Source organism: Amphritea atlantica (assembly GCF_018860855.1).
GTDB classification, from domain to species: Bacteria; Pseudomonadota; Gammaproteobacteria; order Pseudomonadales; family Balneatricaceae; genus Amphritea; species Amphritea atlantica_A.
Genome location: NZ_JAHKQE010000019.1, coordinates 204,182 through 224,968, shown reverse-complemented (window position 1 = coordinate 224,968; position 20,787 = coordinate 204,182). Strand labels below are relative to the sequence as shown.

The 20,787-nt window shown below is 47.9% G+C and carries 19 protein-coding genes; 13 read left to right on the top strand and 6 right to left on the bottom strand.

Annotated elements, in window-relative coordinates; genetic code table 11:
• Positions 1–2 precede the first annotated feature (2 nt).
• The 5 genes from KO512_RS08195 (at position 3) to phbB (ending at position 4,336) form a co-directional block, all read left to right on the top strand.
• Positions 3–782: a DODA-type extradiol aromatic ring-opening family dioxygenase gene (locus KO512_RS08195; protein WP_215951843.1), complete on the top strand. Its 780-nt coding sequence runs from the start codon at positions 3–5 to the stop codon at positions 780–782.
• Between the two features lie 162 nt (positions 783–944).
• Entirely contained in the window at positions 945–1,196 is a 252-nt protein-coding gene (locus KO512_RS08190) for a hypothetical protein (protein ID WP_215951842.1), read from the top strand.
• Between the two features lie 17 nt (positions 1,197–1,213).
• Positions 1,214–1,807, top strand: coding sequence for an antibiotic biosynthesis monooxygenase (locus tag KO512_RS08185; RefSeq protein WP_215951841.1), 594 nt, complete (start codon positions 1,214–1,216; stop codon positions 1,805–1,807).
• A 156-nt stretch (positions 1,808–1,963) separates the two neighbouring features.
• Positions 1,964–3,292: an MATE family efflux transporter gene (locus tag KO512_RS08180; RefSeq protein ID WP_303493513.1), complete on the top strand. Its 1,329-nt coding sequence runs from the start codon at positions 1,964–1,966 to the stop codon at positions 3,290–3,292.
• 294 nt (positions 3,293–3,586) lie between these two features.
• Positions 3,587–4,336 carry an acetoacetyl-CoA reductase gene (phbB, locus tag KO512_RS08175; protein ID WP_215951840.1) on the top strand — a complete coding sequence of 250 codons (750 nt, stop codon included), beginning with the start codon at positions 3,587–3,589 and terminating at the stop codon, positions 4,334–4,336.
• A 91-nt stretch (positions 4,337–4,427) separates the two neighbouring features.
• On the opposite strand, the gene KO512_RS08170 is transcribed toward phbB, so the two are convergent.
• Both KO512_RS08170 and KO512_RS08165 read right to left on the bottom strand, forming a co-directional pair.
• Positions 4,428–7,097 carry a DUF349 domain-containing protein gene (locus KO512_RS08170; protein ID WP_215951839.1) on the bottom strand — a complete coding sequence of 890 codons (2,670 nt, stop codon included), beginning with the start codon at positions 7,095–7,097 and terminating at the stop codon, positions 4,428–4,430.
• Between the two features lie 179 nt (positions 7,098–7,276).
• Positions 7,277–7,711 (bottom strand): YchJ family protein, encoded by a 435-nt coding sequence (locus KO512_RS08165; protein ID WP_215951838.1) that lies wholly within the window; start codon positions 7,709–7,711, stop codon positions 7,277–7,279.
• Between the two features lie 113 nt (positions 7,712–7,824).
• Here KO512_RS08165 and sbcB point away from each other — a divergent pair, with 113 nt between their 5' ends.
• Together sbcB and KO512_RS08155 are read left to right on the top strand one after the other, a co-directional pair.
• Positions 7,825–9,285: an exodeoxyribonuclease I gene (gene sbcB, locus KO512_RS08160; RefSeq protein ID WP_215951837.1), complete on the top strand. Its 1,461-nt coding sequence runs from the start codon at positions 7,825–7,827 to the stop codon at positions 9,283–9,285.
• On the top strand, positions 9,285–9,776 hold the full coding sequence (locus KO512_RS08155; protein ID WP_215951836.1) for a hypothetical protein: 492 nt from the start codon (positions 9,285–9,287) through the stop codon (positions 9,774–9,776). Before sbcB ends, KO512_RS08155 begins: the two co-directional genes overlap by 1 nt.
• Here KO512_RS08155 and KO512_RS08150 read toward each other — a convergent pair.
• On the bottom strand, positions 9,755–12,598 hold the full coding sequence (locus KO512_RS08150) for an insulinase family protein (RefSeq protein ID WP_215951835.1): 2,844 nt from the start codon (positions 12,596–12,598) through the stop codon (positions 9,755–9,757). The genes KO512_RS08155 and KO512_RS08150 overlap by 22 nt on opposite strands.
• A gap of 332 nt (positions 12,599–12,930) precedes the next feature.
• On the opposite strand from KO512_RS08150, the gene KO512_RS08145 reads away from it, so the two are divergent.
• From KO512_RS08145 to KO512_RS08130, 4 genes are read left to right on the top strand one after another with little or no spacing between them, the layout of a single operon-like run.
• On the top strand, positions 12,931–13,314 hold the full coding sequence (locus KO512_RS08145) for a DUF6394 family protein (RefSeq protein WP_215951834.1): 384 nt from the start codon (positions 12,931–12,933) through the stop codon (positions 13,312–13,314).
• 12 nt (positions 13,315–13,326) lie between these two features.
• Positions 13,327–15,015: a potassium channel family protein gene (locus KO512_RS08140; RefSeq protein ID WP_215951833.1), complete on the top strand. Its 1,689-nt coding sequence runs from the start codon at positions 13,327–13,329 to the stop codon at positions 15,013–15,015.
• Positions 15,016–15,019: 4 nt separating this feature from the next.
• The gene (locus KO512_RS08135; RefSeq protein WP_215951832.1) at positions 15,020–15,919 is read left to right on the top strand and encodes a DMT family transporter; all 900 of its coding nucleotides are present in this window, start codon (positions 15,020–15,022) and stop codon (positions 15,917–15,919) included.
• Positions 15,920–15,961: 42 nt separating this feature from the next.
• Positions 15,962–16,828 carry a Tim44 domain-containing protein gene (locus KO512_RS08130; RefSeq protein WP_215951831.1) on the top strand — a complete coding sequence of 289 codons (867 nt, stop codon included), beginning with the start codon at positions 15,962–15,964 and terminating at the stop codon, positions 16,826–16,828.
• 76 nt (positions 16,829–16,904) lie between these two features.
• Here the strand turns inward: KO512_RS08130 and yaaA are convergent, their stop codons facing one another.
• The 3 genes from yaaA to KO512_RS08115 all read right to left on the bottom strand — a co-directional run bounded on the left by yaaA (position 16,905) and on the right by KO512_RS08115 (position 18,451).
• Positions 16,905–17,678: a peroxide stress protein YaaA gene (gene yaaA / locus KO512_RS08125; RefSeq protein ID WP_215951830.1), complete on the bottom strand. Its 774-nt coding sequence runs from the start codon at positions 17,676–17,678 to the stop codon at positions 16,905–16,907.
• A 125-nt stretch (positions 17,679–17,803) separates the two neighbouring features.
• Positions 17,804–18,037, bottom strand: a complete 234-nt coding sequence (locus tag KO512_RS08120) for a DUF2789 domain-containing protein (protein ID WP_215951829.1) — start codon at positions 18,035–18,037, stop codon at positions 17,804–17,806.
• 84 nt (positions 18,038–18,121) lie between these two features.
• Positions 18,122–18,451, bottom strand: a complete 330-nt coding sequence (locus KO512_RS08115) for a hypothetical protein (protein ID WP_215951828.1) — start codon at positions 18,449–18,451, stop codon at positions 18,122–18,124.
• Between the two features lie 157 nt (positions 18,452–18,608).
• Here KO512_RS08115 and KO512_RS08110 point away from each other — a divergent pair, with 157 nt between their 5' ends.
• Positions 18,609–19,892, top strand: coding sequence for a tryptophan--tRNA ligase (locus KO512_RS08110; protein WP_215951827.1), 1,284 nt, complete (start codon positions 18,609–18,611; stop codon positions 19,890–19,892).
• A 32-nt stretch (positions 19,893–19,924) separates the two neighbouring features.
• Entirely contained in the window at positions 19,925–20,782 is an 858-nt protein-coding gene (locus tag KO512_RS08105) for a sulfurtransferase (RefSeq protein ID WP_215951826.1), read from the top strand.
• Positions 20,783–20,787: the final 5 nt, after the last annotated feature.

Here is a 20,787-nt window from a genome sequence, read left to right as displayed (position 1 = left end):
CAATGTCTAAAGCACCGGTTATGTTTATCAGTCATGGCTCGCCAATGTGGGCGCTAGATCCCGGTGAAGCCGGCGCGCAGTTGATGCAACTGACTGCGCAATTTGCACAGCTCAACGCCGTGGTGATTATCTCCCCTCACTGGATAACCGCTGAGGCCGAAGTGACCTCGTCGTCGCAGCCTGACACCATTCATGATTTTGGCGGTTTCCCCGCGGCTCTGTATCAACTGCAATACCCGGCTCCCGGTAGCGCTGTGATTGCGGGCCAAGTGGCTGATTGCTTAAGCTGCGCGGGCATTAAGGTATCCCTTAATCATCAGCGTGGACTGGATCATGGTGCTTGGGTGCCGCTGCGGTTTTTATTGCCGCAGGCGGATATTCCTGTGATTCAATTATCTCTGCCTGCGAACTTATCACCCATGCAGCTGGTGGCTTTGGGTGAGTCATTAGCACCCTTACGGGAGCAGAATATTGCCGTGATTACTTCGGGCAGCATCACCCATAACCTGCGGGATATTGTGCGGCATGAGGATGCAGCGCCAGCGGACTATGTGGTGCGCTTTCAAGCATGGGTTCGACAGCAGGTGAGTGAGCGGCAGATTGCGGCGCTCTGTCAGCCGCAGCTGGAAACGGAAGCGTTTAGCCGTGCCCACCCCTCAGCTGATCACTACTTGCCGCTGCTTATCGCGATGGGAGCGAGCAGCGCAAGCGATAGTTTAAACGTGCTGCAAAGCCCAATCTTATATAGCGCACTATCAATGGAATCTTACCTTTGGCAATAAGGTTGTTTGAGGTTTGCCATCTCTCAAAAGTCTGGCTCTATCTAGGCTTTTGAGTAGTAGGGATAAGATGGCGTTTTAAAATAATGGTTTATTTGGACCTATTTGCAACTGGCTCCGTGTTTTCTTAATTTTCAGAGCTAAAGCCGAATGAATAGAGTGGCGATGTTTATACATCGATTTCGCCTGCCGGCAGTAAAGCCTGAAAAGACTGTTCTGTTGCGGACTGAGTTGAACCCTGCCACGAAAGTCGGTTGCTATAGCCATTACAATATGTCGAATATGCTAGGCGAAGAGCTGCCCGCAGGCGCTTTTGTCATAATCTGTGCGATTGCCGCGATGGTGCAGTTGAATAAAGATGATTATTTTTGTGTTCGTTATCAGGGTTTGGGTACAATCAGAGGTAAATGTGTATAACTGATTGAGGTGTAAGAGTGACGGGCGAAAGTGGTATTGAACAACAGCTGACCGAACCGGGTCAGGAAGGCCCTGTCACTGTCAGTATCTCCCGCAAGATCATTCCGGGGAAAGAAGCGGACTTTGAACGCTGGGTTTCCGCCGTCGTTGAAGAGGCGTCGGTCTATCCTGGTCATCAGGGCAGTAATGTACTGCGGCCATCCGCCTCCACGGGTAACTGCTATGTGCTTATCTACCGGTTTGATAATTATCAGAATTGTCAAAATTGGGAAGAATCTGAGGTACGACGGAAATGGCTAAAAAAACTTGAGCCAATCATTGAGGGAGAGCCTGAGGTACAGCGTGGCACCGGACTCGAGTTTTGGTTCGATCTGCCCGAGCTGCCGGTCAGTAAACCGTCACCCCACAAGATGACGTGCGTGTTGCTGGTGGTGGTATATGCGTTGGTGATGGCGATCAATGTGCTGTTAGGGCCATTCCTTAATAGTCTCGATCTATGGTTGAGATCAGTGGTGATTGTGCTGTTACAGGTATTACTGCTGACCTATATCGTGATGCCCCGCGTCACCCGGTTGCTGCAATCTTGGCTATTTCGTCAGGGGCCTAAATAGGGCGATTAAAAAGAGGCAAACGCCATACCTATCGTAATGGTTAAATCGATAAAACCTCCTGCGGGAGGTTTTTGCGTTTAATGGCCGCGGTACTCAACTGAACCGCGAGAGATGGTATGATGGCGGCCCGATAATTCCTGTCTATAAAGGTATTGAGTGAAATCCGATCTGCTGAATGATGAGGTTCGTCCTACCCTGATTAAAATGACGCTGCCGATGATGCTCGGTATCGTTAGCCTGATGCTGTTTAATGTCGTTGATAGTTATTTTGTCAGCCAGTTAGGTACCCATCAACTGGCGGCACTGGGGTTTACCTTTCCGGTTTCATTCACGGTGATTAGCTTATCGATCGGCTTGAGTATTGGCACCTCTGCAACCATCGCTAGGCTGATCGGTTCGGGGAACGAATCCGGTGCCCGACAACTAACCACCGACAACCTATTAATGACCTCCCTGTTGATGATCACCATCGCGGTGTTGGCTATTCAGGTGATCGATCCGTTGTTCCGCTTATTAGGGGCAGGGGACGACTTACTCCCCTATATCGACCAGTATATGTCGGTGTGGTTTGCCGGAGCGGTTTTCTATGTCCTGATTATGGTGTCTAACAGTTCATTACGGGCCAGCGGCGATACTCGTACACCCGCATTGTTGATGGGGATCTCATCGTTACTTAACTTGGTGCTTGATCCGTTAATGATTTTTGGTTGGGGGCCGGTGCCGGCGTTAGGGATTCAAGGGGCCGCGATTGCTAGCTTTATTGCTTGGAGTGTGACGGCGGTTATTGCTTTATTAAATCTTTATTTTAATAAAGGTTTATTGGTGCTGCGGATAGAATCGGTTTCTGTTGCGCTGCAGCACTGGTTGATGGTGATGAAAATTGGTTTTCCCGCGGCGCTGTCGAATATGATGACACCGATTGCTGCGGCTATTATGACGGCGATTGTGGCAACCCACGGGCCTGAGGCTGTGGCGGCATTTGGTGTTGGCAGTCGCTTAGAATCACTCTCCTTACTGGCGAATTTGGCACTGTCGATGACTCTGCCACCCTTTATCAGTCAGAACTTTGGTCGTGGTCATATCGAACGTGTTCGCGGAGCTTATCTGTCCGCAGTAAAGTTCGCGCTGCTATGGCAAGCCGTTGTTTATCTTCTGTTACTCCTCTTTGCCGGCGGCATTGGTTCGCTGTTCAGTGACAATGAATCGGTGATTAGTTTAATCGGATTGTGGATTTTTATTGTGCCCCTAGGGTTTGGCTTTCAGGCGGTTACCTTTCTCACTGCATCCAGCTTTAATGCTTTACATCAGCCAATTAGAGCGATGCGAATCAGCGTGTTTCGGCTGTTTTGTCTCTATGTGCCGTTGGGATTATTAGGTAATTATTTGGCCGATTTGCAGGGAATGTTTATTGGTTTTGTCATTGCAAACATGTGCACTGCAGCAATGGCTTATTGGTGGATGCGGCGACATCTCAACCGCTTGTGACGCTTTGACAACAGAGAAATAAGTTGTATCTTGTCTTTAGGCCGTATCGAGCGATCTGTAAATTTTTGAGCTAGATCAATGGATAGTTTAATTGTTTATTTAAGTGCTGTTTTACGTGCTGAGTATGAAATAATTATGGCGATAATATTGGGTTGAGTACTCAACCAAAGTCATATTATCACGCTGGTTTGTTATCTATATGATCGGTGTGGATTGAAAATAATTACATAATAACTACAACGCTAAACAACGACTCGAAACAATTAACTCTCAAAAAGCAAAGGGGACACGAGCATGACACAGAAAATTGCTCTAGTTACAGGAGGTACTGGTGGTATTGGCTCCGCCATCTGTCGGGCATTAGCTGACGCAGGTGTCAAGGTTGTTGCAGGTTATAACTCCGGTGGTAACCATGAAAAAGCCAAAGCTTGGCAGGCTGAGCAGAAAAAGGATGGCTATGACATTCTGGTTGCCTATGGCGATGTTACCGATGAAGAATCATGTGCTGCCTGTATTAAAACGGTAGAAGAAGTCGCCGGTGGTAGCGTCGACATTCTGGTAAATAACGCGGGTATTACCCGTGACGGTACTTTCCGTAAAATGAGCTGGGAACAGTGGAACGAAGTATTGTCTGCCAACCTCGACTCTATGTTCCATATGACCCGTTTGGTTATCAATCCTATGCTGGATAAAGGCTGGGGTCGGGTTATCAATATCTCTTCTGTTAACGCTCAGAAAGGCCAGTTTGGTCAGTGCAACTACTCTGCGGCCAAAGCAGGTATTCATGGTTTCACTAAAGCATTAGCGCAAGAAGTGGCGGCTAAAGGTGTGACGGTTAATACCGTTTCTCCAGGCTACGTTATGACTCCGATGGTTGCTAAGATTCCTGAAGAGGTTCTGGAAAAGATCATTCGTCAGGTGCCTGTTGGTCGTCTGGGTGATCCATCTGAAATTGGTAAAGCGGTTTCTTACTTGGCCAGCGACGATTGCGGTTATGTGACCGGTTCTGACTTCTCTATTAACGGTGGTCAACACATGTCATAAGCTGTATTCAGCTGATAAAAAAAACCCGCGATTGCGGGTTTTTTTGTGCCAAAAATAAACTATTTCAGGCAGTTATATTGACAGACAACACTCAGATGGCTTGTTGTAAGTTACTGTAGAAGCGGATTTGCAGTGCTTCATGTTGTAATGTTAATGGCTGACATTGCCATTCCAGTTCCAGCCGTTTGAGGTCGCTGTTGTCGGTCGAGGTTTGCCGCTGCTCCAGTGCTTGTTGCAAGCGGTCCATTTGATATTCCATACGTAAGCTTTGATCTTGTTCTGGTGATTCTAGCCCTAGAAGAATTTCCAAGCGAATACAGAGCTGACGTAGCGATTTTTCGGTGATCTTTAGCAACTCCTCTATCTCTATCTCGCCGGAGATAAAGGCTAATAAACGTTCGTAGCGGGCGTTGATTCGAGGACCGAAGTCGTCATTAACGGGGCCGCACTTGGCCCAGGCTGCTTCAATATCATCCAGCGCGAGTTGATCCAGAGTGCCATCCTGAATAAAGTGCTCCAACTGATCACATAACTCGATGCGGCTTAGTAACGCTTGATAGGATGCGTTATCGGCGAGTGGTAAGGGCTGCGTTTCAGTGGTTGAATGTGCTTGTTTATGATTTTGCTGCTCTTGGTTGAGCTTTTCAAACACTAGATTGCAAGCTTTACGGAAGGCTGGCCAAAGCGCTTGTTCGAGGCTATGGAAGGTATTACCCGCCTCTTTCCAACGCTTCTGCAGTTTTTTGATATCAGTCGCGGCGGCGGCTATATCATCCTCTAATAGAAGTTGTTCTGCTTGTTCTAGTAGGGCTTTTTTCTCGCTTGCGACCTGATCACGATGTGCTGAAATTTTATGATCAATCTGTTTTAGGAGAGCATTAAACTCGGTTTGCACCTGACGTCCAGGAGTTCGGTCGACGGGGGCATATTCTTTCCATTCCCGTTTAGCGGTACGGCTAACCTGTTCAATCAGTGACCAATCGGCCTGTTGCCAATCAAGCTGTTCGAGAAAATGACTTAGCTCTGCTGCCAAGTTGATCCGTTTATTGAGGTTGTCGGTACGCTGCTGTTTCTGCTGCCGAAAGTATTGCTCGCAGGGGGCGTAGGCTTGATCTGAAGCGGCTTTAAAGCGCTGCCAAGCTTTATGGGAGTGTAGAGGGTCGTCGCTGTCGAGTGCCTTCCACTGTAATTGCAAGGCGTTAATCTGTTTCGCTAGATGAGGAGGTTCTTCAATACTCCCGATCAGCGCTTCCATCGCTTCGCAGAGCTCTTCTTTCTTGGTTGATACAGCAAAGCCCTGCCAGTTTTTTAGTTCACTCAAGCGGGCGGTGAGACCTTTATAGCGCTGCTGTAGTGATTTAGGCATGGTGCCGTTGAGTTCATCGAACTGCGTTTCGGCTTTTTGTTCCAACTGACTTGCACGTTTAATCTGACCGGCTTCTATCTGTTGCTCTAGCTGATCTAACAGCTCAGAAAGGTCTTGATTACTGTGTTGCTGTTCACGTTTTAGTCGATTGATCTGCTGCAGTATTGATTCACGTCGTTGGTTAAGGCTTTGTAGTGGTTCGGGTGACTTTATATCGTTAGGCCAGTTGAGCTGTTTGGTGAATCGATCAATCTGCTCTAACTGGTCTTGTAGTAGGGGCTTCTCTGCGGTATCAGGCAGCTCTGCGTCTAATAGCGTGATGATTGCGGGTTGTTGTTGCAGCCACGCCCGACCTGCTTGCTGATAATGCTCAAAACGTTGCTTCAGCGGCTTGATAAGGCTCGAGGCTTTGTTTTTATTGATGTCATGCAGTTGGGTGCAGGTATTGTCCCAGCACTCCTGTTCGGCATCGAGATCGGCTTTACAAAAGAGTTCGCCGGTGATCAATGATGCGCAGCGTTTAACCGCGTCTTCCAGTTTTTGTCGTAGCGCTGTTTGCTGCAGTGCTTCGCTGTGTACCTTCTGCTGTTCAGCCTGCTGCTGCTCGTGTTTAACCTGCTCTGCGTTAATCGTTTTCTGGCAACCTTCAACTAGCTCGGCATAACGCTGATCCATCGTTGCATCAGCGATCTCCGCTAGCGTTGCCCACTGCTGACAAAGGGCATCCAGTTTAGCGCTGTAAAGGGGGAAGTATGCGGTTCTGCTGAGCTGCTCAAGGCTGCACAGCAGCTCCTCTTTACGTAACAACTGTTGCTCTTGTTGCCGTGCTTGTTCTTGCTGCTGTTGCTGTTTGTTACGGATAATTCGGTAAACCGTTTTGTCCCGTCCTCTGATCGCTTTAGCGGCTTGTTCTAACAGTTCAGGTGACTCTAGCTTATCAGCGGCTAACTGGCGTAGTTGTGTACAGTTACCGTTAACGACGACCGAGACAAGGCTGTGCTGATCATTGATGCGGCGTATGGCTTGTTGTTGCAGCTCTGAGTTTTCGCTGTTGAGGGCGATATGTGCGAGCATATTTTCATCTTGAAGGCAGCTTATGCACTCATACTGTTGGCTATAGGTATAGCCGGGATCCAGTATGATTTCACAGATCCGTTTGGCCACGCTACGGCGGATATCGGGGTCCATATCATGGGCCAGAATATCGGATAAAAGATCCGGCGCGGCAATCTTTTCGACGGCCGCTAAACGGACATCTACACTTTGATCTTGTCGAGCCAGTCGGGCAAGTACTTCACGGTGTTCGGTGTTACCCGGACTCAAACGATGCACAGCTCGGATACGAACAGTGGCTTTATTGTGCTGCCAACGGGGTTTGAAAAACTTTGCAAACATTACATCGATCCTACAAGGGCCACTCTATAAGTAACGGTACTGGTGGCAAAAGCCCGTATTCTACCGGCGTTTGGCAGTGCAGGAAAAGCCTTGACATAAAAGAAAAACGTCTCTGTAAGACGACATATAAAGCTGTTTGCCTGTCTGTGGGGCTTTACGGTGATTTATCGAGGTGAAATTTATTTAATCTTATTTATTATTTCGACGTCTCCCTCAACATAAACCCAGTGATTCTGCTGTTTTCGGAAATAAGAACGCTCGTGAAGGTCTGCTTTTTGCTCTGGGGTTTCAAAATGAGCAATAAATTCCACGATGCCTTCTTGATCATCCGGCTGGCCGGCTTCGGTACTGAGGATCTTCAGCCCCGTCCAGGTTGTTGCTTTAACCTGTTCTGCAATCAGCGCAGCATCATCGGGATCGCGCTGCTCAATTGCGGTGGTGTTGATCAGATAATCGACGGCACCGAGCACAAAAGCAGTGTAGCGAGAACGCATCAGTGCTTCGGCGGTAGCCGCGGGTTTATGTCCCTCTATGGCCGCTTCACAGCAGAATGAAAATGGCTTATTTGAGCCACAAGGGCAGGCAAGCGTGGTATCTTTATGATTGTGAAGCATATGGGCCCCGGCTGAGATAGAAGTTACTATTGATAGGCTAGTATAAGGGGCGCAGAAATTAAACCTATTGATCAAAAGCATTAGCCGGTAGACCCGGTGCAAAGGCGAATAGAATGGCGGCATCAGCAACACCCACTTTTTTTTGGCATGACTATGAAACTTCTGGCGCGGACACCAAGCGTGATAGACCGTTGCAATTTGCCGGTATTAGAACCGATCAGGACCTAAATATCATCGAAGAGCCGGTGATGTTTTATTGCAAGCCAGCAGAAGATCTGTTGCCCCATCCACAAGCCTGTCTGATTACGGGTATTACACCGCAAAAAGCGTTACAAGAAGGTTATTGCGAAGCCGAGTTTATGGCTATGGTGCACGAACAGTTGGCACGGCCTGGCACTTGCGGTGTGGGTTATAACAGTATTCGCTTTGATGATGAGATTACTCGCTATGCGCTGTATCGTAATTTTTACGACCCCTATGGCCGAGAGTATCAGAACGGTTGTTCCCGCTGGGATATTATCGATATGCTGCGGTTGACTCGAGCACTCCGGCCTGAGGGTATTGAGTGGCCAATCTATGAAGATGGCCGCCCGAGCATGCGTTTAGAAGACCTGACTAAGGCGAATGGTATCGATCATGGCAATGCGCATGATGCGTTGGCGGACGTTCATGCCACCATTGCGATGGCTCGGCTGGTCAAAGAGCGGCAACCGAAGCTGTATCAATATGCCCTAAACAACCGTGATAAGCGCACCATACAGGGCTTGCTGGATGTGCTGACCATGAAGCCGGTACTGCATATCTCATCCATGTACCCTTCTGAATGGGGTAATGCCGCCGTGGTGGCACCGGTAGCTCAGCACCCAGTGAATAAGAATGCGGTATTAGCCTTTGATCTGCGATGTGATCCTACGCCGCTGCTCACCTTACCGGCAGATGAAGTACGACGCTTGATATATACCCGGACTGAGGATTTGGCGGAGGGGGAACAGCGCATCCCGCTGAAACAGATTCACACGAATAAATCGCCTATTATTGCCCCCGCGTCGATGTTAACGGCGGTAGAGGCGGAGCGTTTGAATATCTCTGGCGATCTGTGTCGTACGCATTTGGCAATGTTACGTAACAGTCCCGATTTGAAGCAGAAACTGGCTGAGGTTTTCTCCGTCAACGATTTTGAGGAGGATTTTGACCCTGACCACATGCTTTATAGTGGCGGATTCTTTGGCGATGCCGATAAGAAGAATATGGAGATCATTAGAAGTACTCCGCCGGATCAATTAGGCGCGCTGGACTTGGCGTTTCAAGATACCCGTTTAGAAGAGATGTTCTTGCGCTATCGTGCCCGTAACTATCCGTTTAGCCTTAATGAAGAGGAGCGTGCGCGGTGGGAAGAGTTCCGTCACCTGCGCTTACTCGGGCCGAACAATGGGGGTCATCTAACCATGACTGAACTCTTTAGTCAGTTGAATGAACTGTATCAACAGCCGGATCTGTCCGCCTCCCATAAAGAGATTCTGGAAGAGTTGGCGTTGTATGCTGAAGCGATCTATCCGATGGATGAGGTTTACTGATGAACTGTTCTGTTAGCACAATGACATTTGCTTTGCTGACCTTGGCTGTCAGCGCGAATGTTATGGCTGACAGAAAAGAGGATCTTGTTAATCCTATTCGCTATGAGGTGATTCAGCCTGTCGGGGGGGATCTGCCCGTTGATCCGAAAACCGTGTATGAATATAAGCGGCGTGGTTTTGTGGATAGCGAGCCGATGATCGAGGTTAAGCCTTATGTGCTGCCCGAACGGCAGTTGCCGCCACCCACGGTGGTGCCTTACAGCGAACCCGAACCGGTTGAGCGGGTTGTCAGTGTGAAAAAGAAAGCGCCGCCACTGACCGGTGAGGATAAGGTCTTTGCGCAGATTGCGCGGGATCAATTGGAAATTCAATGTGCACTGGATGACACCCTTGACCAGTGTGAAGGGATTGAAATTGTTCAGCCCAAAGAAACGAAACCCCGCTCGCGCAGGGTTATCGAGCGTCAAATTCAGGCGTCTGGGACAAACTGATCGGCCTGTTTAAGTTTGGCTATCTCACTATCACATATTTTCTGCAAATCCTGCTTCTCTACTCCCTGTCTGTGTTGTTCACCAAACGAACGAACGGTTAGTCGGCGAAGCGGTAGCTGGGCATAGCATTTGTGAAGGTCCTCTAGGGTTAATGCTTCAATAGCATGGGTGAGCTGTTCGCGGCTATCAAAGTTGAGATCCCCTCGATCAATCTCCTGCCAATATCGCTCGCTAAGTTCGCCCATACGATTTTCTTTGCGGTTGATACGGGAGATCAGGCTTTGCTTAAAGGCATTGAGCTGCTGTTCATCCATGGCGGTTAAGGTTGTTTCCATCGAATCGATGAATTTATTGATCTGCTGCTCTAGTCCCAGAGGGTTAGTATTTGGGGATTGAACCACAAAGGCGAGTCCCGGCGCTTTGCGCATGGGTAGGGCGGTTTCGAAAACAACATAACCTAGCTGTTGCTCTGTTCTCAGGCTGCTGTAAAACGGTGCCGATAACATCTCCCCAAGCAACGCATATTCAGCGCGGGTTTGGGTGTTACTACTCTCGCCTTGAAAATAGACACTAATGGCGGAATCGTTATGATCCAAGGGGAGCGTCTGAGTGAGTTCAGTATTTTCTTGCAACAGAATAACGGGTAATGCATTGCTGTTATGCAACGTTTTTTCAGAAGGTAAGCCCGCTTCAACCGTTTGAGCCATCTGTAATGCTTCCGCTGGCGTTAGGTTTCCGTGGGCCAGCATTCGCACTTCGACCTGACTGAGGAGTTGAGGTACAAAGGTGTGTAGTTTTTCTAGGGTAAGGGAATCTAGAGCGGCTAGCTTTTTGTCAGTGCTCCAGCTTTGCAGTAGTAGGTTATACACTTCACCGATAGCTTGGTTGAAGGGCTTATCTTTACGGCTGTTTTCCAATTCCTGTGTGTATTTTTCTTTAATCCGCGCGAAATTAGATTCGTTGAACTGAGCGTGCTGTAGGCTGGTTATGACCTGCTTTAGCAGTTTCTGCTGTTTATCATTATAACCAGAGATACGCACACTCAGACCGCGCATATGGGGATAAATACGGGTGTTTAGTCCTGCCAAAGAGGCATCGTAGAGTGTTTCGTTGAGCTGGTCGTTGATCAACTTGGTATAGAGGGACGTCATCACCGCGTTTTCAGCCGTTTGATTGGCCTGTGGTGAGATAATAGAGAAAAAGAAGTCGGCTTTTGGCAGTTTGAAAATATTGTCCTGTTTATGCCAAAGGGAGAATCCACCCTCTTGGAGAATTTTTTCTGGGTGTTGCTGCTCATGCTCAATCGGTTTAAGCGCAAAGTTATCGGCAATATAGGGGTTTAGTTGACGAATCTGTAAGGCGGCAACGGCCTCTGGCTGGCGCCATTTTTTTAGTCGATCGGTATCGATAGGGTTAACACTGTACTCGGCCTTGAACCAAGGGTCTTGTTGATCCGTTTGGACGCTTTTTGCCTGCAAGGTGATCAATAGATTATCCGGCGTCATCTGCTGCAGAATATTTTCGATTAATGCAGGGTCAAACTTTTCCATTAAATAGTCAGCACTGATAACGGCATCAGCTGGGTAGAGTTGCAAGTTGTGCGATAGCCGAGTGACTTCATGGATCGGTTCAGACTGCTCTTTGAAGCGAAAGCTGATCTCGCTTAGTTGCTGCTCTTCTTGATAAAGTTCGGCGGAAACCCCTTGCTGTTTCAATAACTGAATGGCGGCAAAAGTCGTTTCAATAACCTCATTGTAGTTTTTAAGCCCCTCATCGGTCAGCGATATGGACAGCTCAATCGATGATTGGTCGGGTAGATCGGTGCCCCGATAAGCGCTTAGGCTGTTGACCCAGCCTTTTGATTTAAGTGCTGAGAATAAGCTGCCTTTACCCTCATAACCGAGCATTGATGCGATATAGTGAGCGGGTTTTTCACGATAGTATTCGCGGGTGGCCTGAATGGGGAAGGTCAGCGTTAATTGTTGTAGGTCTTTCAACGTTTTAATGTTTTGTTGTTGCGGCAGGTGCAGATAGAGCGGCACAGCGGTTATAAATGGCGTGGCATGACGATTTTCTACGGGGGAGAACTTTGCTTCAACCAGTTTTTTTAGTTCGGCAACAGGGGCTTTACCCAATACCACCAGTGACATCAGGTTGGTAGAGTAGTAACGATGATAGAAATCGATCAGATCCTCTCGCAGTTTGCCGTGGTCATTGGATAGGGTTTTCAAACTACCGACGGCAAATCGACTCATGCTGTGCTGAGGGTTAATCAGATGTTTGCCCGCAGAGTATCCTCGGCGACCATCGTCCCGCAGTTTTGATTGGTATTCGGAGTTGACCGCATGGCGTTCACGATCGACATATTTTTCGGCAAACAGTGGATCGATAAAGAAGTGTGAAAAACGGTCGAGAGCGGGTTCCAATTCATCGGCTTTAATATCGAAGAAATAATTGGTGTTTTCAAAGGCGGTAAAGGCGTTGTGAGTACCGCCATGATTACTGATGTACTCTTGATAACTTCCTGCTTCAGGGTATTTTTCGGTGCCAAGAAAGAGCATGTGTTCGAGAAAGTGGGCCAGCCCTAGGCGGTTGTCTGGATTAGCATTCGAGCCGACACCAATATTCACTGAGGCGGCTGCTTTATCGGTGCTTGGGTCGGAGATGACCAGCACTTTCATTTCGTTAGGTAGGGTGAACGCCAGATAGTCTCGCTGATCGGTGGGGCTTTTTTGGATGGCGGCATAGGCAACGTTGGTTGTAAAAAATAACAGTAATACAAGGGTGTAGATTATGTTTTTGTTGTGTCCTGTGTCACGCATAAACTCGAGCCTCTGGATGTTATCGCGATTATATTCAAAATATTGACTACATTGATTGAAAGGGTGCTATCAACTTTCAATCTTCAGCTGGCCGTTATGGGTCGCTGTATTACCGATCAAGGTTCTTGATCAAAAACCCTGTTGTTTTTTGTTCAGGGGTTCCTGTTATATCTCATTGCTATCTGCTTATATATAGCCAGCGATAACCAATCAGGAAGTTGGACAGAGATTTTCGGTGTCAGTTCGATAGTTTCTCTATTACCTCGGGATGTTTTACAATCCCACTGTAAGTTTTTGTTGTTATAACTATTTCTCATACGTGGATGGATTCTATGAATCGCGAAAAGGTGATTTACGCTTTCTTTATTATGCTTGCCTTAACCATGAACTTTGGTTTTTTCATTGGCGATATGGATGATCCTGCACATCATAATGTCTATGAGTTTTTTGCCGCTATTGTGGTGAGCATTATCTGTACCGTGCTCAAGTTTGGTGACCGGACACATCTCGGTGCCTTGATGCTGGCAACGAGTCTAGTCGCTGATCTACAGCTGGTGGTTGCTGCATTGATTTGGGGCTATGGGACTCAGTTGTCGACTAGTGGGGTGACCACCGAAATGTTCAGCAGCGTGATCTCGATGTCGGGTGGCGCGCTCTTAGCGAACATTGTGTCGGTTATCTTGCTTATGGTTGAGACCGTCGTCGTGCGCCGTTAAGCGGCCTGCGTTATGAATGATATCTTCTATTTGATGCTCCGCCGTCTGCGGCACCCTCTGATAACACTGATTGTTGTCTATTCGGTGTCGATCTTGGGCTTTGTTATGATCCCAGGTCAGGATGATCAGGGTAATGTCTGGCCGATGGATTTTTTCCATGCGATCTACTTTGTCAGCTTTATGGGGTCAACCATCGGTTTTGGTGAGATCCCCTATGCCTTTACCTCAGGCCAGCGAGCTTGGACCCTGGTTACCATCTACGGCACAGTCATTGCGTGGTTGTACTGTATAGGTTCCTTGTTAGCTTTGTTTCAGGAGCCCGTTTTTCGCCGAATGCTTCGCCGACGTTCTTTCGCTAATGAAGTAAAAAACTTCAATGAGCCGTTTTACCTCGTCTGTGGTTACGGCATTACCGGTAGTGCCATTGTTGAAAAGCTTTGTGAACGAGGTATTCGTTCGGTCGTCATCGATATCGAACAGGAACGTATCGATGAACTAGAAATTGACGGTTTGGTGCTACGGGTGCCGGGGCTGTGTGCCGATGCGTCCTTGCCTGAAACGCTTGACGATGCGGGGTTACAACATCCCGACTGTATTGGTGTGTTGGCGCTGACCAATGATGACAATGTTAACCTGTCTATCTCGATTGCCAGTAAATTATTGGTACCTCAACGGATTGTTGTGAGCCGAACAGAGTCTGACGTGAATGCTCGTAACTTAGCCTCTTTTGGCACCGATCATATAATCGATCCTTTTAAAGATTATGCAGAATATTTATCACTAGCGGCACATGCGCCTTATACCCATCTGGTTTATGACTGGCTGGTGAATCCTTTTCATCGTCCGCTCTCCAGTGCTTATAAACAAGCCAGTGGACTGTGGATCATTTGTGGTTTGGGGCGCTTTGGTAAAGCGTTGTATAAGGAATTCGCTAAACAGGATGTTGAGCTGATACTGCTGGATGATAATGCGGCGCAACTGAGAGGCTATCGGAATACAGTGACGGGGTTAGGCACTGAAGCGGCAACTCTACAGGCCGCCGGTATCAATGAGGCGGTCGGCATCATCGCGGGAACCCATAACGATGCCGATAACCTGTCGATTATCATGACCGCGCGCGAGTTAAATCCGAAATTGATTACCGTGGTGCGTCAAAATCTGAATAGTAATACCTTGATCTATCAGAACTCTAAAGCCGATTTTATTATGGAACCGGGTAAAATTATTGCTAACCGGATTCTGGCGAAGCTGAAGACCCCTCTGTTGCCCGCCTTTATTGAGCAGATGAAGTTACAGGATGATGTTTGGGCACATACTTTGTTAAATCGGATGAGCAGTGTTGCGGGCGATGAAGAGCTGGACAGCTGGTCGATCACCGTGAGCCCGACGATGACCCCCGCGATCTGTGCAATTACCGCAGAAGGGCTCGAAGTGAAACTGAGTAATCTGATGAAAGACCCTCGTCATCGCAAGGATCAGCTGCCCTGTTTTCCATTGATGTTTAGGCGTGATGGTAAAAGCAAACTGCTGCCGGGTGAATTGATGGTGCTTCAGGAAGGTGACGAGATACTTTTCTGTGGACTGGCGGATGCGAGTAATCAGATGAGCTGGAGTATCAATAATTACAATATATTGTTTTATCTACAGACCGGTGAAGAGCCGAGTCATAATCTGTTGGCCAAACTGTTGAAGCGAATCTAATCTAATGCCTTATTTCTTGTTGTCCATGACGGTGCTTTTTTGGGCCGGTAATTTTGTAACGGCTAGGGGGGTTCATGGTGACTTTCCACCATTGACCATGTCCTTTATGCGTTGGGGCTTGGCACTGCTAATTATTCTTCCCTTTCTATTGCCACGTTTACGACGTAAATGGCCGATCATCAGTGCTAATCTGCCGATTTTAATCGTGTTATCGGTCTTAAGTGTGGTCTGTTTTAATTCTTTTATCTATCTGGGCGTACAAACGACCCAAGCGACCAATGCCACACTGATGCAATCGGCTATCCCCATTATTATTCTGATATTCACCTCACTGTTTTTGGGTGAGACGGTGGTTCGCAGGCAATGGTTGGGGGTTTGTATCTCATTACTGGGGATTATCGTCCTAGTATCCAAAGGCGATCCTGATATCTTGCTCACTTTCTCGTTTAATACGGGTGATCTATGGATTTTGGCCGGTGTGCTTTGTTGGTCGATATATTCGGTGATGTTGCGCTTGAAACCGATGGATCTGGATGGTTTTACGTTTTTTGGTTTTACCGTTGTGATCGGTGTTATCGTGTTATTTCCCTTTATGCTATGGGAGTTTCTGTCTGGTGCGCGGCCAGTGTGGAACCCTCAGACCTTGTCGACGATCGTTTATATGGCGATCTGTCCATCGATACTGGCCTATATCTTCTGGAATCGTGGAGTCGCTGAGCTGGGGCCTGCGAAAGCGGGACTGTTTATCCACCTGATGCCGCCATTCGGCTTGATTCTGTCAGTTATCTTTCTGAATGAAGCGGTCGAACCTTTCCATTTTATAGGTATCGGGCTAATATTCAGCGGCATCTATTTAGCGATCATTACCGGTCGTAGACATAACGAGAAAAAGTCACCCGCCTAAGTTAAACATGGCTAAGTGATTCACTAAAACGAAGGAGTTTCTATGCGTACACTGTTGGTTTCATTTTTTGCACTGATTATCAGTTTTGGTCTGATAGTCCCTGATGCTGAAGCGAAACGGTTTGGGGGAGGCTTTAGCTTTGGCAAATCCTATTCAACCCCTAAACGAGTTCAACCTGCAGCACCAACGCAGCAAAAAGCCGCACCAACAGGAAGTAGCGCTAAGGCTGCGGGTCAGCCTCGTCGTAGTGGCTTTGGTGGTTTGATGGGTGGTTTGTTAGCAGGCGGATTACTCGCAGCGCTGTTTATGGGCGGCGGCTTTGATGGCATTCAATTTATGGATATTTTATTGATTGGGTTGTTGATCTTTGCCGCAGTGAAAATCTTCTCCGCGATGAAAAAGCCTTCTCAGCCACAGTATGCCGGCGCGCAACACCGTCAAGCATCTGACGTATCGGAAACGCCAGAGACTCCCGTCTATCCGAATGATGCTGCCGCCCCGAGCGCTGGTGGATTTGAGTTTGCCGCTGGCGAGCTGCAATTGCCTGAATGGTTTAATGAACAAGCATTTATCGAAGGTGCGAAGGGCCATTTCAGTCATCTGCAGAAGGCTTGGGATAACAGTGACTGGGATGATATTAAAACCTACACGACACCAGAACTACTGGCGACATTACAACAGGAACGCGCGCAACAAGCGGATGGTCAGAAGACTGAAGTTGTTTCTGTAATGGCCGAGTTGGCAAACTTTATCGACAATGGGGATCATGTTATTGCCTCAATCAACTTCTATGGTTGGTTGAAAGAGGATAGCGATGAAACAACCGAATTTAGTGAGATCTGGCACTTGCGTCGAGATATGGATGGCGCGGACACTAATTGGGTGATCGTGGGTATTCAACAGCCTTGATCGATTAGCTTTTGCACAAAAAACGCAGCCATGAGCTGCGTTTTTTTGTGCTATCGAAAGAGCAAAGGCAGAAAACTTACATCTCTTTACGGGTAAATACCCAAGTATCTGCTTTGGACTGCTCTTCATCATATTGATAACCGGCTAGGTCAAACTGCTTTAGCTGCTCTGCATCACTCACTCTATTTTTGATCGCGTAGCGACACATGAGTCCTCGGGCTTTTTTGGCGTAGAAACTGATGATTTTATACTGACCATTCTTCCAGTCTTTGAATACTGGGGTAATGATGCGGCCATTCAGTGCTTTAGGTTTAACCGATTTGAAGTACTCGGTGGAGGCTAGGTTGACCAGCACCGGTTCATCACCCTCAGCTAATACTTGGTTGAGGTCATCGGTGACGATGTTTCCCCAGAAGGCGTAGAGATCTTTACCTCGAGGATTAGTAAGCTTAGTGCCCATCTCTAGGCGGTAAGGTTGCATCAGATCCAGTGGCTTAAGTACGCCATAAAGCCCAGAGAGAATACGTAGATGCTGCTGAGTGAAGGTTAGATCTTCGTCGTTGAAGTCTACCGCATTTAAGCCGCTGTAGACATCACCATTAAAGGCCAGCACTGCCTGCTTTGCATTATCAGGCGTAAATGGTTCAGACCAACTTTCGTAGCGGGCGACATTGAGTGCCGATAACTTATCACTGAGTTTCATTAGTTCAGCAATATCTTGGACCGAGTATTGGCGCAACTGCTCAATGAGTTGTTCGGACTGATCCAAGTGCTGCGGCTGTGTATAACGCTCGGTGGTGGCCGGCGTCTCGTAATCGAGATTTTTTGCGGGGGAGATAACCAGTAGCATAGTATTCGAGTGTCATTGGCTGATAATGCTTTGATCCTAAACTAAAAGGGCCGGCTCTGGAAAGAGCTGGCCCGATTAGTTCTGTTTATTAGCGTGATAGTGGTATCTCGCTATAAGGCTGATGCTTAGGAATGAAGCCTAGTATTCAGGTCATCCACTACTTCGCTCCAGTCTGAGTCGCAATCCAAGCACTCTTTGATAAAGTTAGCCTGACTATCGTTCCAGAAAGAGGCTTCACTTAGTTTAATGTCTTGATTGGAGAGCGTATGCGTACGGATAAACTGATCGATATAGGCATCATCATTAGGCATGCCCAGTTGTGCAAAGAGTGCGTTAATTGTATGTGTTGATCTGTCCATCTCAACCTCTAGTAATATAGTTAATTGCAGCATCCTTAGTTTTGGCTAGGACAACTGTTTTGTCAATGTGTCGTTGGCCTCGACTTAATTGGGTTTGCTGCGGTCTTCAGGTTTACTCGATATTGTTTGGTGTTGGTCATGCTTTTGTTTGTTATCTAGCTTGATATAGATAGCTAATGAGCCAAAGGTGCCAATCGCCACGAGCATCGCAATGAGATACGGGTTTGAATTTTCATTACCAACGGCGCGGGTATACATCGCAGACACTAACATGCCGCCAACAAAGCATAGTGCCGTCATAATAATATTATTGACAATGGTGCCCGGCTGATAATTCGGCGCGCGTTTTAGCATGATAAACAGTGTTATGAGCAGTGAGCCGAGCACAATACAGGACGGGATAATCGATGACATAGTGATTCCTTACATAAGAGATGGCTATTTGTACCACCGATCACCGTTTGAAAAAACCCTCCAAGATCATCTCAACCGCGATTACCTAGGCTAGAGCGCTACTTTTCTTGTATCATAGAGCGCAATTTTCGTTAGCTTCAGTATAAAAGATAAGCAGATGACCAAACAGACCGTTCTGACAGGGATTACAACCTCTGGTACTCCACATATTGGTAACTATCTAGGTGCCATTAAGCCCGCTATCGAGGCGAGCTTGAATAGCAATAACAACAGCTATTTTTTTCTCGCCGATTTTCATGCACTGATTAAATGTCACGATCCAGAGCGGGTTGCTCGTTCTACCCGTGAAATCGCCGCGACCTGGTTAGCATTGGGCTTGGATATCGATAAAGCCACGTTCTACCGCCAGACGGATGTACCTGAAATTACCGAGTTGACTTGGATTCTCACCTGCATGACCTCTAAGGGGTTGATGAACCGAGCACACGCTTACAAAGGCTCTGTTGATGCTAACCGTGAAGCTGGGCGTCAGGATGACGATGATATCACCATGGGGTTGTTTAGTTATCCTATTCTGATGGCTGCCGACATTTTGATGTTTAACGCCGATATTATTCCGGTGGGTAAAGATCAGATCCAGCATATTGAGATGGCGCGAGATATCGCCGGCCGTTTTAACCATACCTATGGCACGCTGTTTAACCTGCCGGAAGCTCAGGTTGATGAGCAGACCCAGCTGATTCCTGGGTTGGATGGCCGCAAGATGTCTAAGAGTTATGACAACACCATTCCGTTATTCAGTACCTCGGATGATCTGTATAAATTGATTAAGCAGATCAAAACCGATGCGCTTCAACCTGGTGAACCCAAAGATGCGGATAACAGCACTATTTTTCAGCTGTATAGCAACTTTGCATCGCCGGCAGAGCAGGCGCAGATGCGGACTAAGTTTGACAATGGTATTGGCTGGGGCGATGCCAAAAAAGAGCTGTTTGAATATTTGGATAACTACCTGAGTCAGCCCCGGGAAGAATATAACCGTCTTATGGGCGATCTTGGTTATGTCGAAGAGCAGTTACTGAAAGGCGCCGATAAAGCTCGTCAGTTTGCTTCGCCAATGTTGGAAAAAGCGCGTGTCGCCGTCGGTATTCGACCTTTAAACTGGCAAGGGGCTGCGAATCCTCAACAGGAGGCTAAGCAAGAGAAAGAGCAATCGGCCGAGCAGATCGCCCGTGCTGAAGAGGGACGTCGTCGCGCGATTCTGATGCAACTCAAACCGTTACTGGATCGGGTTAACAACGCTGCCGATAAAGCTCAAGAAGCTGCTTTACTACTGGCTGAAAAAGAACAGCAGGTTGCTGGTTTGAAAAAGAAAGCCAAACAGAAAGCACAGAATGAGCTGGACCTGTTGCGCGAAGAGTTGGCTGGCTTACTTGGCTAATAACGCCCGTTAGATTGAAAGGAGAACGTGCCATGTTGACGACCTTGATCTCAGCCTCTGTGTTGGCTGAACGGTTGAACGATAGTGATGCCCAAACGGTGGTGCTGGATTGTCGATCTTATTTGCTGGATCCCGGTCAGGGATTACGCTGTTATCGAGAAGGGCATATTCCGACGGCTGTTTTTATCGATATGGAAACGGATCTTTCAGCGCCGATAACGTCGACCAGCGGTCGTCACCCGCTGCCTGATTTCACCCAGTTGTCGACAACCTTGGCTCAATCAGGCATCAGTGCTGCTACTCAGGTAGTGGTTTATGATGACTGTAGTGGTGCTATGGCGGTGCGGGCTTGGTGGTTGCTGCGCATGCTTGGACATACCGCTGTCGCGGTGTTGGACGGTGGTTATCCTGCTTGGCTGGCGGCTGACTATCCCATCACGGATAAGGTTGCGCAGATGGTACCGGGGAATTTCTCCGGCGAGCCTGACATGAGCATGATTTTACCGTTGCAACAGGTGGCTGAATTTACGACCACTGGCTTGTTGATCGATGCTCGTAGTGCCGAGCGCTATCGTGGTGAACAGGAGCCGATCGATCCGGTCGCCGGACATATTCCCGGTGCTTTTAATCGACCCCTGCAACAGAACCTTACTGCCGATGGATTGTTTAAGCCGGTGGCGGTATTGCAGCAGGAGTGGCGGCGTTTTATGGGTGATTATGAGCCGCAACAGGTTGCTCATTATTGTGGCTCTGGGGTGACTGCTTGTCATAACTTATTGGCGATGGAGCATGCTGGGCTGCATGGCTCGAAGCTTTATCCTGGCTCTTGGAGTGAGTGGATCCGCGATCCGCAGCGGCCGGTGGCAACCGGTGCTGAGCCTCAACGCTGAAAACG